The organism is Veillonella sp. 20925_1_51, from assembly GCF_041431445.1.
GTDB classification, from domain to species: Bacteria; Bacillota; Negativicutes; order Veillonellales; family Veillonellaceae; genus Veillonella; species Veillonella nakazawae.
This window is the reverse complement of record NZ_JAPVXT010000001.1, coordinates 217,183-229,904: the sequence shown is the minus strand read 5'-3', so window position 1 is coordinate 229,904 and position 12,722 is coordinate 217,183. Positions and strand designations below refer to the sequence as shown.

The window sequence follows — 12,722 nt, the reverse complement described above, 5'->3', positions numbered from 1 at the left end:
TATAAAGCATTTATAGTAGTACTTTCAAATAATTGTTTTTTTTACAGTCATCTGCTATCTTTATTATAGTAATTATTATATATTATAGAAATAAATTATTGTGTATTCCTTCAAGAGGGGATTTATTATGTCATCTAATTTAAAGCAAATTGGGAGAAACCCCATCTTTCGCTTTGGTATCATTGGTATTGCTTTATATATAGCTCTATTTTTCATCTATGAACCTATTACACTAGGTCTAGATGTTGAAGATATAACGATTTTAGCAGTACCAACAATTGTAGGTACTTTTTTATTTCAATATTTTATGGGATGTACCGTTTTTCATAGACCATTTTTGGGATATGGCTTAGTCGGTATTCTTTGGGCCCTTACATTCCCACTTTTGTTCCACTGGTCCTATGTAAAACCTTTATATTTTTATGAATTTGCTAATGATTTTTTATTTGGCTTATTAATCTTTATGGGTTTATCGGGGATTCAATTTTTACTGAACCAAACGAATCGTCTCCATAAAACTACATCATTAATCATGGCAATTATTACCATGATATTGAGCCTTATCCCATTCTTACAAATAGGATACTATCTAACTACATGGCATTGTTTAACGCCAGCTAGTTTACTAGCAGTATACATGACAAATCCTGAAGAAGCATTTGGTTTCTTAAAAAATGCTGCTGGTATTCCTGGTCTTATCGCTGTTGGTATTGGCCTTGTAATATGGACCTATCTACTCTATTGGTCTAATCTAGGAATGAAAGCGGTAGTAAACTTGAATACTACACGACCTATGCGCTCCACATTGCTCATTGCATCCATAGTAGCATTCTTAGTATACGTACCATTCTTCTTATTCCCGAAAACATGTATTGTAGCAAACTGGATTGCAGCTGGCGACTATGTAAAACAAATGCAACAATATAATGATAACCATCATTTAGTATTCGATTCCTTCAATTTGGATACAAAGGAAACTTCTGCTAGTAAAACACCAGGTACTATCATATTAGTTATCGGTGAATCTAGTTCTCGTGATTATATGAAGGTATATAATCCAAACTTCCCTTATGATGATACGCCATGGCAAGGTACTATGCGTGCAGATAATAAAGATTTTGTTTTCTTTGATAACGCATATTCATCATACGTACAAACAGTACCTACCCTCGAACGTGCTCTATCTGAACGTAATCAATATGATGATAAACCATTCCTCGATTCTGCGAATATTTTAGATGTTGCTAAAAAAGCAGGATATACTACTTCTTGGTTTAGTAACCAAGGTGTATTTGGCGAATATGATACAGCTATTTCATTAATGGCTAAAACAGCAGATACCACTAAATGGTCACATGAATCCTATGCTTTCTCTGATCGCTATGATGAATCACTCTTACCATTATTACAGTCTGTTGATCCAAGTAAAAATAACTTCATCGTCATTCATATCATGGGTAGTCATATTTACTACAATGACCGTTATCCACATGAATTTAGTAAATGGAAACAAGGTCCATATCCAGATGGCCAAGAAGCATATGCAAACAGCCAATTATATACAGACTGGTTATTACAACAGATTTATACTTATGGTAAGGAAAAATTAAACTTACAAGCCATGGTGTATTTCTCTGACCATGGTGAAAGCTTGGATAAATCTCATAATCCAGATACATTTGACTTTGTTATGACTCATATTCCATTCTGGATATATTTATCACCTCAATATCGTGCTGAGTATCCTCAAACAGCAAAAGAACTCTCTAAACACGAACATCAATACTTTACAAATGATTTACTATATGACACATTGATTGGTCTTATGCACGCACCTAATCAACGGTATGATGTAACAAGAGACTTTAGTAATGGTAAGTATCGATTCAATTTACATAACCTAACTACCTTACTAGGGGAACAACCATTAACTAATGATCCTGTAAACGCAGGAAAATAAACCTTAACATTTTCAGTAATATAAATGCATTTTATTATGTTAGTATAATGTAGTTTAGGTTTCACTAACACGAAAAAAGAGATGAGTTAAAAACTCATCTCTTTTTTTGTTCCATTAATAAGTCAATTTCTTCTTCCGTATAAACCTCTATATTATTCATTAATAAGGCCTCTACAGTACATCCGTTCCCCTCTCGCAGGGTTTTACTAAAGGTACCATCATAAATACGCTTATAACCGCAACTAGGACTTTTTGCTTTCATTAGAGCCTGCTTACATCCCTGTTGCATTGCTATATGCAATGCAATTTGAGCTCCTTTATGAAATTCTGTGGTTACATCAGTTCCATTAGCCGTACATACACGTTTACCTTGTCGTTCCGCAGGATCACGAGGTGTGCTAAGCCCACCTAATACTTCTGGACATACGGTTACTAGATCAAAAGTATCCTTTAACAGTGGTAACTGTTCTATAAGATTATCTTTTCCATCATAACGACAGGATACGCCACATAAACATTCACTAATTAATAATTTTGCTTTATTATTCATAACTTTATTAAACATAGATAATCGTATTTAAACTATGCCATTCTAATAACAAACGCACTTTCATATTTTTAAATTATACACATTTAAAATCTAGATTTAAATAAGAAAAAAAGACTAACCGAAGTTAGTCTTAATTGGTGCCGAGGACCGGAATCGAACCGGTACGGTTGTTTCCAACCGACGGATTTTAAGTCCGTTGCGTCTGCCTGTTCCGCCACCCCGGCATGGGTAACGATTGTGGAGGCGGCACCCAGAATCGAACTGGGGAATAAAGGTTTTGCAGACCTCTGCCTTACCGCTTGGCTATGCCGCCATATAAAGTTGGAGCGGGAAACGAGATTCGAACTCGCGACCCCCGCCTTGGCAAGGCGGTGCTCTACCGCTGAGCTATTCCCGCATGTACATGGTGCCTCAGGACAGAATCGAACTGTCGACACACGGATTTTCAGTCCGTTGCTCTACCAACTGAGCTACCGAGGCATGAATGGCGACCCCGATCAGATTTGAACTGACGATCTTCGCCGTGACAGGGCGACATGTTAACCGCTACACCACGGGGCCGTATCCAAAGTACTTGCTTAGTATATCGGTTATCAGGACTTTTGTCAACACTATCCTACAATATTTTTGATGAATTCTTCTTCATCTTTTAATGTTGTAGATTCTTTATGTCCTGGTTCGACAATTAAATCCTTTGATAATGTTAATATATGCTTCAAACTAATGATTAAATCACGGGGATTACTCTTGTAGTTATCGGTATTTCCTACATTTTGTTTGAATAAAGTATCTCCAGAAAAAAGATGTCCACCAATCTCCAAACAAACTGAGCCAGCACTATGGCCTGGTGTATGATGTACCATTATTATAAAAGGCCCTACTTCTAATTTACCGGCCACTAAATCTTTACAATTCGTGTACATCTTCTTTTTATATACACTAGGTCTACGTCGGATTAGTTGTAATAACTCTTGATCCAAAGGATGTAAATAAGCAGGAATATTATAATACTCACAAACCTCATCAAGAGCCGATACATGATCACAATGACCATGTGTTAATAATACTGCTAAAGGCTCAGAATCTCCTACCATTTCAATTATATGCTTACTATGAAACCCGGGATCAATAATAAGAGATTTTCCATCTTTAATTAATACATAACAATTTGCTTTATAAAGCCCTAGAGGGCGTTTTATAATATTCATATTATTCGCCCTCCTATAGGATACGATACCGTTTAGCAGATTGTTTTTTTATAAAATACCCTTCCCAGAATTGAGGATGAAGCATAACAAGAATTGTAAATAATTCCAAACGACCTAATAACATGTCTACCATGGCTACACATTTAGCACCATCAGACATACTACCAAAGGCATCTGTAGGCCCAAAACCACCAAATCCAATGCCAACATTACTAAGAAAAGCTGTTATAATTTGCATCGCATCATAAGTAGACATTCCAGTACAAGTCATAAGGAAAACAGATATAACGTAAATCATTAAATATAAAAATAAAAATTGCTGTGCCATCTGTATCCATTTAGTAGGCATCGGTTTACCATTAATGCGCACGACTTGTACCATCTCAGGATGAATTGATTTTCTTAAATAAATAATGCTGCTCTTAATTAGAATAATGAGGCGAATAATTTTTACGCCCCCTGTTGTAGAACCACTACAACCACCAAAAAATGATGAAATAAATAACATCATCTGTGCAGCGGCTGGCCACAAATCATAATCGCTTACAGCAAATCCACTACCAGTTTGAATCGATACATAATTAAAGGAAACATCTCTAAAGATTTGAATTGGATCATTAATATTTGATTGTACTGCCATCGAAATTGATATTATAGCAATTCCAATAAAAATAACTAGCCAATACATACGTGTTTCAAAATCATCAATCAAAACGCGAATGCCTCTTTGCAGTGCATTATAATATACTGCAAAATTACCACCAGCAAGTATCATGAAAAATATAAATACAAAACAGATATAGTTGCTTTGTTCATAAATAAATGTACCTGCAGATGTAGGTGCAAAACCACCTGTAGCAATAATGGAAAATGCATAATTTAATGCATCAAAAGGCTCTATACCACCAGCCCATAGCATAACGAAACAAATGGCGGTAAAAGCAACATATAAACGCCAAAGTTTAGAGGCCATTGATTGAATACGAGGCATAACAACACCAGGTTTTGGTACCGATGCTTCTGCATTAAACATATGAGCTGCATCTGCACCTAAGTTCTTTAAGAACGATAAGATAAGGACAATAATCCCCATCCCACCAATCCAGTGCATTAGTCCACGCCATAAAACATATGTCTTAGGTAAATCGTCTACGCTATTAATAATTGTAGCACCAGTTGCTGTAATCCCTGATGTAGCTTCAAATAGAGCATCAAATACATTGGTTAATATACCACTAAGAATAAATGGTAAGGAACCTAAGATAATAGTTAATATCCATGTAGCTGATACAACTAAAAACCCATCACGAAGACTAAAGCTTTGACTTTCATGACCATAATAGGATAAAAGTCCACCTAAGCCAAATGAAATACCAGTAGTAACCAAAAACGACCAATATGCAGTTTCAAATACGATACCATATATAAAAGGAATTAATGTAAAAATCCCAAATATATATAATAATCGCCCCACTAAGGACATGACAATTTGAATGCGCATAGTCCCTCCATACTAGGTAAGATATTTAAGTAATTTACTTACAGATTCAGGTAACGCAAATAGAACAATGTGATCTCCATCTAAGATTTCAGTATTACCACGTGGTACGATGGCTTCATCACCACGTAAAATTACACCAACTAACGCCTTCCCTGGTAAACGAATGTCTTTTAGTTGTTTACCAGCCACAGGTGATTCACTTGTAATGGCAACCTCTATAGATTCCGCTTTTCCACCTTCAAAGGTCGAAATAGATAAAACACCTTCTCCACTACGCACGAAACGTAAAATTTGACTCGCTGTAAATAAACGTGGCGAGAATACAACATCAATACCCACTTGTTCCATAAGCATAATGTATTCAGGTCGACCTACGCGCACAACTGTCTTTGGTATGCCCATATGCTTGCCGACAAGAGCAACAAGCAAGTTGAGCTTATCATCATCTGTAACAGCAATTATAACATCACTATCTGCAATTTCTTCTGCTTCTAAAAGGTCAAAGTCTGTAGCATCTCCATTGATAACCATAGACTTATCTACAAGATTAGCAAGTTTTTCACAGCGGTTAAAATCTTTTTCAATGACCTTAACAGAGAATCCCGCTTGTTCTAAAAGAACTGTTAGATTTCTACCTAATAGACCAGCCCCAATGATAACAGCCCGTTTATAAAATGTACTGTGATTATGGAACCAAAGATTTTCTACTTCTTCAACAGACTCTTTTAAGCCTAAGAAGAATACACTGTCATCAACTTGTAGAATACTTTCACCATGGGGAATAATCATTTCACCATACCGTAAAACCCCTACTAGTAAAACACCTTCAGGGAATTTAATATCTTTTAAAGGTTGACCTATTAATGGAATATCATCTGTAATCTTAAATTCCATAAGGCGTACAGAACCTTGGCCAAATTCTTCTACATCAATAGCTGATGGAGTCTCTAGAATTTGTAAAAGCTCTTGAGCCGTAACCATTTCAGGATTGATAAATAAATCGACCCCTAATTTAGCACGCATCTCATCATCCATATGTTCTGCTACAGTATTATCTCGCACACGAGCAATCGTTGTAGGAACACCTGTAATTTTAGCTACAGAACAAGATAACATATTTACTTCATCAGAATCGGTAACAGCAATAAACATTCCTACATCATCCATACCGATTTCGTTGAGCAATTGTATATCACTGCCATTTCCTTGAACAAGGCTAACATCTAGTGTATTTTCAAGATTTTGTATACGTTCTGGAGAACGATCAATTACATATACATCATGATTATCTTGTATCAAGCGTTGTGCCAAGGAATAGCCAACCTTACCAGCACCTACAATGACAATTTTCATCGCCTTTATTCCTCTTCTTGTGATTCATTACCAACAGGAGGTGTCCATTGACGTCCTGTTTCAGTTAACAATGTCCAACCATCATCTTGAACAATTTTTTTCTCTTTCATCAAATGCCCTAAAGCACGCTTAAAGGCAGCTTTACTGATATTAAATTTATCTTTAATCAACATCGCAGAAGATTCATCGCTATATGGCATCTTGCCTCCACGATTAAGAAGGTACTCCATTATAATGTCTCCATCAGAAATGAGTGCCTTTTCCTTAGTAGGACGCATAGATACGTTGATACGACCATCATCACGTTTAAAGGTAACACGACCTTCAACCATTTCTCCTACTTTTAATTTTCTAGTCATCTCAGAACGATGTAAAAAGGCAATCCATCGTTCAGGAGTGATGAAGAATGCCCCATCACTAGTCAAGTTGTAGATAGCGCCTTTAACAAGTTGTCCTACTTTAGCATCTGTAGCAGCCTTAGATGCGCGACGCATTTCGTCATCAACATCCATAGATACTGCAAAACGACCAGATTTATCTGTATAGAGTCGAACCCAAACTTTTTCGCCCACTTGAGGACGACCACGCATCTCTGCGTGAGGCATGAAGATACCACGCTCAGTACCAACCTCTACGAAACAGCCAAAGTTTGTAGTATTGATTACCTCAACATACCCAATTTGGCCTACCTTCATCGCTGGTAAACGCATAGAAGCAGTCAAACGCCCCTTTGGATCGCGATATAAAAATACCTCTACTTCATCACCAATGGCAACAGGAGATGTTTGTTGATCCTTATGAAGCAAAATATCATCATTTGTATTGCCAGTTTGACCATCTAGAAAAGCCCCTTGATCACTAGTACGCAATACTTTTAATGTGGCAATTGTATTTTCCAACAATTCTGTAGCCATACTATACTCCTTCAAATGGAACTCGAACTGCATCATTCCATAATTCTTCTAAACCGTAGAATTCTCGCAACTCATCACCACCAAAGACATGACAAATAATATCGCCAAAATCAAGTAAAATCCATTCACCTTCGCGATAACCTTCTCTATGATTTACTGTCATGCCCAATTCTGCTGCTTTATCTTCCATTTCATCAGCAATACTCTGAGATTGCTTAATATTATTTGCACTAGCAATTAGGAAGTAATCCCCTAACATAGATACACCTTCTAAATCGAGAATTTCGATATCTCTGCCTTTTTTATCAAAAGCAGCTTGTGCTAATTGTAATACGATTTGTTTAACTTCTTCTTTATTTTTCATACTATTCCCCTTTTAACGTTTATTAGTACTCTCATCACCCGGTTCTGATGGCTTTGTGATAGTACCACCATTATGTTCTGATTCAGGTGCAACCTTGGCTGTACTATTAGTTGGAGCTGTAACAAATTGTGTCATTTCATTGGCTGGTAGATTTCCCATCGTAATGCCTACTAATCGTTGTGCTTCTGTTGGATTTACCTTCCAATATGTCATATCGCCAACTAACTCTTTTTCACCAGGAAGAATATAGAAATGAATCTCTTCCTTATTAATTTTGCTAGCATTATACACAAGCTTAATAGCATCTAATGTAGAAATATTACTATCATAATGATCCCAAATTCTCCAAATATGCCATGCATTTGTTAAGAAGAATGAATTATGCTCTTCTTCTACCCATAGTTTCAAAAATCTTTCTTGTCGTTGTACACGTGTAAATGTATCGTGTTTTGGATCAGAATATCGTAAATAGGATAAAGCCTTATCACTATCTAATGTTTGATATCCTCGTTGCAAATCAATATCTTTATTTCCCTCTGCATCTACGTGTTCCATAGTCTGTTCTACATAGATTTGTTGATTTCCTAATACATCGTTAGTCTTTTTGAAAGCATTTTGATTAACTACAACATAATATGGTATAGAAATATGGAACATATCTTCAATGACAGCCTTTGTTAGATCAATACCACCTTTTTCATAGATGCTATTGAGCATACTTGCATCGGTCTGATCTCTATTATCAATTTTACTATTACTAGGAATGCCAATAACATCCATTGTTTTTTGATCTAAATTAATGGATAACAAGAATAGACTATCACTTTGACTAGGATTATTATCATCAGTACCGACAACAAGAATGTATAATGGTTTATCTAACCCTTTTTGTTCTACAGATACAGTATTACCATCTTGTTTATTTCCATTATCTACAGCTGTATCAGTTGTCTCAGTAGTACCTGTAACAGCTCTATACACATAAGATACCCCAGTATACAAACCATAGCCTATACCCCCAAGTAGGGCAAGTACTACAATAACAGCTACTATAAATCTAGGCCATTTAACAGATGACTTTTGTTGACGTCTTCTTCTACGACGGCGAGCTCTTGCTCGTTCACGTTCTTCCATATATAAACTCCATTATTTACAAGATTGTAACACATCATTACGACCAAGAATGGTCAACGGATAAATCGATAAATTTTGCTCAATAAGATGAATAATAGTATTATCAAAACCAAGCAATACAGCCTTATCTAAATCTAGTTCTGAAACGTTACGCAACTCATCCACACCGGGAAAATCTCGATTAGGCTCAATATAATCTGCTAAAAATATCACCTTATCTAGCGTAGACATATGTACCTTTCCAGTCGTATGAACTCGAATGGCTTCTAAAACCTCATCATCAGATATAGAAAATTCTTTTTTTGCTCGAATCATACCAGCTAAACCATGTAAAAGATTGCCATTACTTAATAATTGTTGATCAGCATCATAAGATTCACTTTTCACAAGATTTTGCATATCCTGTAAAGGCAATTCTTTAGCGCAATCATGTAGTAATGCGGCTAATCTAGCCTTTTCCACATCAACGCCATAAAGCTTAGCTAAATGAGTAGCCGATTCCACAACGCCAAGAGTATGCTTAAATCGTTTCTTGCTCAGCCATTGACTCACGCTAAGTTGTATTTCATCAAATGATAACATCCTTTATTCCTTCCCATAAATATGGTGTTCCTCAATATATTCCACCACACATTTTGGCAACATATATCGAACTGTTTTACCAGAACGTAGACGTTCTCGTAAATACGTAGCAGATAATTTCATCTCAGGAACCTCCATAAGATGTATTTTTTCACGTGCTTTAGGGCCTAAAATCGCTAATGTTTCGTCAATTGCACTTGATCCATCAGGTCTTGTAGCGCCAATAAAGTGGACCTCATCTAATAATTCCTCAATAAACTTCCACGTTGGTAATGCACGAATTGTATCAGTACCAGCGATAAAGTAAAATTCAATATTTGGTCCATAAAGGACCTTAAAATGTTGAATAGTATCAACTGTATACGAAGGGCCTTCTCGACGCATCTCTACATCAGAAATCTCAAAATTAGGATTATCTGATACGGCTGCTGCCGTCATAGCATATCGATGACGACTATCTATTACATCATGTTGTTTGTGAGGCGGAACCTTGGCAGGTACAAAAATTACCTTTTCTAGGTTAAAGCTTTCACAAGCAACCTCAGCAATCATTAGATGCCCTAAATGGATAGGATTAAATGTTCCACCTATGATTCCTATACGACGTTTCTCTACCATAATAATGCCACACCCTTAATGACAATGACACAGATAACGATAAACAAGAGCAATGCCTTTCCATAGGATATCCATTCGTATCGACCTTTTGGAGTCTGAATATATCTGTAGTATGCCCTTATTAAGTAATATACGGTCTTCACTTTCGAACTTGGCCTTCTCCAAATACAAAGTATTTATATGATGTTAGTGCTTGTAATCCCATTGGTCCGCGAGCATGAAGCTTTTGGGTACTAATACCAATTTCCGCACCAAAACCAAATTCAAAACCATCAGTAAAACGAGTTGATGCATTGTGATAAACTGTAGAACAATCTACTAAGTTCATAAATACTTTTGCACGCATTGGTTCATCTGTTACTATAGCTTCTGAATGATGTGTAGAATATAAATTCACATGATCGATTGCTTCCTCAAGAGTATCAACAATACGTACATTTAAGTCCATATCATTATATTCTGTATTGAAAGAATCATCTGTTAAAGGAATAGTATTACCCATATATTGAGCTACAGCATTATCGCCGTGAATTCGTACCCCATATTCTTGTAACGCCACATCAAGACGAGGTAAAAACTCAGCAGCTACAGCTTGATGTACTAATAGAGTCTCCATAGAGTTACATACAGATGGACGCTGTACCTTTGCATTAATAGCAATTTCTAACGCCATATCTAGATTGGCATATTCATCGACAAAGGTATGACATACACCACTCCCCGTTTCAATTACAGGAATACTACTTTCATTAACAACACGGCGAATGAGTCCTGCTCCACCACGTGGAATAACAACATCAATATATTCACGTTGTTGTAGTAATACGCCAACCATCTCTCGATCTAGAACCTCCACGAGTTGAATCGCATCTGGCGTAATGCCTAGTGTTTCTAAGGTATTGCGCATAATAGACACAATAATTTGGTTAGTATGGAATGCCTCTTTACCACCGCGTAATATCGTAGCATTTGCAGTTTTTAAACAGAGGACCCCTGCATCGATAGTCACATTTGGACGAGCTTCAAATATAATGCCAATAACACCAAAAGGCACTGCTCTTTTTTCAATAACTAAACCATTAGGACGTGTAATTGTTTCTATAACTGAACCAACTGGACTTTCAATAGAGGCCACTTGACGAACACCTTCAGCCATTTGAGAAATACGGCTAGGTGTCAATGTTAATCGATCTATCATAGTTTGAGGTACATTATAATCCCCAGATTTATCTAGATCTAATTGATTAGCGGCCATAATTTCATCGGTTTGTGCTTCTACAGCATCAGCGATTGCCAATAATGCAGAATCTAATGTACCTTGATCAATTTGAGCTAATTCAAAAGATGCCACTTTAGCTCTTTGACCCATATCTTTACAAATTTCTTCATACTGGTTCATAGGATATCCTCAATGTAATAAAACTAGATTATTACGATGTATTGCTTCATCATAGGTTGTATTAATTCCTAAAATTTGAGCTATATCATTTGTATTATGACCTTTAATGGCCTTCATATCTTCGATGCCATAGTTAATAAGACCTCGACCGATTTCTTTACCATCATGGTAAATAGAGATTGTATCACCAGGCCCAAATGCCCCATCTACATCAATAATACCAGCTGGTAAAATACTAGCACCTTTATCTAATACAGCACAAGCGCAACCATCATCAATAGTGATTGACCCTTTTAATCGTTTACCAAAGGCAAGCCAGTGATGTTTTCCTGATAAGCCAGCATCATGTGCTTCAAAGAGGGTACCAATATTTTCACCCTTACATACGCGTCGCACAGAATCCTCTACTTCACCGGATGTAATTACCATAGGTACACCAGAGTTTGTAGCCATATGGGCTGCCTTTATCTTGGTATACATGCCACCTGTACCCATATTAGATCCAGCTCCACCTGCAATAGCATAGGTTTCATCAGTAATTTCAGAAACGACTTCTATCAATGTTGCATCAGGATGAGTTGCTGGATTAGCTGTATATAATCCTTCAATATCGGATAAGATGATAAGCAAATCAGCATCTACAATGCCTGCCACAGTAGCAGATAAAGTATCATTATCACCAATTTTAAATTCCTCAATAGCAACTACGTCATTTTCATTGATAATAGGAATAACATTGAGTTGCAATAACGTATGTAGTGTATTGCGTAAGTTTAGATAACTATGGCGGCCTGTACTATCTTCTTTTGTTAATAGAATTTGACCTACTGTACGACCATATTCACGAAACATACGCTCATACATATGGATAAGGATACCTTGTCCTACCGCTGCAGCAGCTTGTTTCAAAACAAGGTCTCTAGGTTTTTCTTTAAATCCTAGAGGAGCAAGGCCAGCTCCCGTTGCACCAGAAGAAACAAGGATAACCTCTTTACCTTGATTAGCTAAATCTGATAATTGGCGTACTAATCTTTCTATGCGCTCTAAGTTTAAATGTCCATTAACATAACATAGCGTACTACTGCCTACTTTAACTACTATTCTTTTTGCGTCGATGATAGCACTGCGCATAGATTAAC

At 36.6% G+C, this 12,722-nt stretch carries 12 protein-coding genes and 5 tRNA genes; 1 reads left to right on the top strand and 16 read right to left on the bottom strand.

Annotated elements, in window-relative coordinates; genetic code table 11:
• The first annotated feature begins 127 nt into the window (after positions 1–127).
• A complete protein-coding gene (locus O3607_RS01080; RefSeq protein WP_129822975.1) occupies positions 128–1,960 on the top strand; it encodes a phosphoethanolamine transferase in 1,833 nt (610 codons plus the stop codon).
• A 94-nt stretch (positions 1,961–2,054) separates the two neighbouring features.
• On the opposite strand, the gene O3607_RS01075 is transcribed toward O3607_RS01080, so the two are convergent.
• From O3607_RS01075 to proB, 16 genes are all read right to left on the bottom strand, one after another.
• The gene (locus tag O3607_RS01075; RefSeq protein WP_129823248.1) at positions 2,055–2,510 is read right to left on the bottom strand and encodes a DUF523 domain-containing protein; all 456 of its coding nucleotides are present in this window, start codon (positions 2,508–2,510) and stop codon (positions 2,055–2,057) included.
• A gap of 135 nt (positions 2,511–2,645) precedes the next feature.
• Positions 2,646–2,734 (bottom strand) — tRNA-Leu (locus O3607_RS01070).
• Positions 2,735–2,748: 14 nt separating this feature from the next.
• Positions 2,749–2,823 (bottom strand) — tRNA-Cys (locus O3607_RS01065).
• A gap of 9 nt (positions 2,824–2,832) precedes the next feature.
• Positions 2,833–2,907, bottom strand: a tRNA-Gly gene (locus O3607_RS01060).
• Positions 2,908–2,914: 7 nt separating this feature from the next.
• Positions 2,915–2,990 (bottom strand) — tRNA-Phe (locus O3607_RS01055).
• A 5-nt stretch (positions 2,991–2,995) separates the two neighbouring features.
• A tRNA-Asp gene (locus O3607_RS01050) sits at positions 2,996–3,071 on the bottom strand.
• A 50-nt stretch (positions 3,072–3,121) separates the two neighbouring features.
• Positions 3,122–3,718 (bottom strand): MBL fold metallo-hydrolase, encoded by a 597-nt coding sequence (locus O3607_RS01045; RefSeq protein WP_129822974.1) that lies wholly within the window; start codon positions 3,716–3,718, stop codon positions 3,122–3,124.
• A gap of 13 nt (positions 3,719–3,731) precedes the next feature.
• Positions 3,732–5,219, bottom strand: coding sequence for a TrkH family potassium uptake protein (locus tag O3607_RS01040; protein WP_129822973.1), 1,488 nt, complete (start codon positions 5,217–5,219; stop codon positions 3,732–3,734).
• A gap of 12 nt (positions 5,220–5,231) precedes the next feature.
• Complete coding sequence (gene trkA, locus O3607_RS01035; RefSeq protein WP_129822972.1) at positions 5,232–6,572, bottom strand: Trk system potassium transporter TrkA; 1,341 nt, start codon at positions 6,570–6,572, stop codon at positions 5,232–5,234.
• A 5-nt stretch (positions 6,573–6,577) separates the two neighbouring features.
• Positions 6,578–7,486, bottom strand: a complete 909-nt coding sequence (locus O3607_RS01030; RefSeq protein WP_129822971.1) for a S1 RNA-binding domain-containing protein — start codon at positions 7,484–7,486, stop codon at positions 6,578–6,580.
• Position 7,487: 1 nt separating this feature from the next.
• Positions 7,488–7,850 carry a ribosome silencing factor gene (gene rsfS / locus O3607_RS01025; protein ID WP_024066146.1) on the bottom strand — a complete coding sequence of 121 codons (363 nt, stop codon included), beginning with the start codon at positions 7,848–7,850 and terminating at the stop codon, positions 7,488–7,490.
• Positions 7,851–7,862: 12 nt separating this feature from the next.
• The gene (locus tag O3607_RS01020) at positions 7,863–8,984 is read right to left on the bottom strand and encodes an LCP family protein (RefSeq protein WP_119208207.1); all 1,122 of its coding nucleotides are present in this window, start codon (positions 8,982–8,984) and stop codon (positions 7,863–7,865) included.
• 12 nt (positions 8,985–8,996) lie between these two features.
• Positions 8,997–9,566 carry a bis(5'-nucleosyl)-tetraphosphatase (symmetrical) YqeK gene (gene yqeK / locus O3607_RS01015; RefSeq protein WP_129822970.1) on the bottom strand — a complete coding sequence of 190 codons (570 nt, stop codon included), beginning with the start codon at positions 9,564–9,566 and terminating at the stop codon, positions 8,997–8,999.
• A 3-nt stretch (positions 9,567–9,569) separates the two neighbouring features.
• Positions 9,570–10,184: a nicotinate-nucleotide adenylyltransferase gene (gene nadD, locus O3607_RS01010; protein ID WP_024066149.1), complete on the bottom strand. Its 615-nt coding sequence runs from the start codon at positions 10,182–10,184 to the stop codon at positions 9,570–9,572.
• A gap of 139 nt (positions 10,185–10,323) precedes the next feature.
• Positions 10,324–11,583 carry a glutamate-5-semialdehyde dehydrogenase gene (locus O3607_RS01005; RefSeq protein ID WP_060924667.1) on the bottom strand — a complete coding sequence of 420 codons (1,260 nt, stop codon included), beginning with the start codon at positions 11,581–11,583 and terminating at the stop codon, positions 10,324–10,326.
• A 9-nt stretch (positions 11,584–11,592) separates the two neighbouring features.
• Complete coding sequence (gene proB / locus O3607_RS01000) at positions 11,593–12,714, bottom strand: glutamate 5-kinase (RefSeq protein WP_129822969.1); 1,122 nt, start codon at positions 12,712–12,714, stop codon at positions 11,593–11,595.
• Between the last annotated feature and the right edge of the window lie 8 nt (positions 12,715–12,722).

Excerpts from the sequence above, each read along its gene's own strand:
- O3607_RS01080 (WP_129822975.1), top strand. The coding sequence starts at position 128 with ATGTCATCTAATTTAAAGCAAATTGGGAGAAACCCCATCTTTCGCTTT.
- O3607_RS01075 (WP_129823248.1), bottom strand. The coding sequence starts at position 2,510 with ATGAATAATAAAGCAAAATTATTAATTAGTGAATGTTTATGTGGCGTA.
- O3607_RS01045 (WP_129822974.1), bottom strand. The coding sequence starts at position 3,718 with ATGAATATTATAAAACGCCCTCTAGGGCTTTATAAAGCAAATTGTTAT.
- O3607_RS01040 (WP_129822973.1), bottom strand. The coding sequence starts at position 5,219 with ATGCGCATTCAAATTGTCATGTCCTTAGTGGGGCGATTATTATATATA.
- trkA (WP_129822972.1), bottom strand. The coding sequence starts at position 6,572 with ATGAAAATTGTCATTGTAGGTGCTGGTAAGGTTGGCTATTCCTTGGCA.
- O3607_RS01030 (WP_129822971.1), bottom strand. The coding sequence starts at position 7,486 with ATGGCTACAGAATTGTTGGAAAATACAATTGCCACATTAAAAGTATTG.
- rsfS (WP_024066146.1), bottom strand. The coding sequence starts at position 7,850 with ATGAAAAATAAAGAAGAAGTTAAACAAATCGTATTACAATTAGCACAA.
- O3607_RS01020 (WP_119208207.1), bottom strand. The coding sequence starts at position 8,984 with ATGGAAGAACGTGAACGAGCAAGAGCTCGCCGTCGTAGAAGAAGACGT.
- yqeK (WP_129822970.1), bottom strand. The coding sequence starts at position 9,566 with ATGTTATCATTTGATGAAATACAACTTAGCGTGAGTCAATGGCTGAGC.
- nadD (WP_024066149.1), bottom strand. The coding sequence starts at position 10,184 with ATGGTAGAGAAACGTCGTATAGGAATCATAGGTGGAACATTTAATCCT.
- O3607_RS01005 (WP_060924667.1), bottom strand. The coding sequence starts at position 11,583 with ATGAACCAGTATGAAGAAATTTGTAAAGATATGGGTCAAAGAGCTAAA.
- proB (WP_129822969.1), bottom strand. The coding sequence starts at position 12,714 with ATGCGCAGTGCTATCATCGACGCAAAAAGAATAGTAGTTAAAGTAGGC.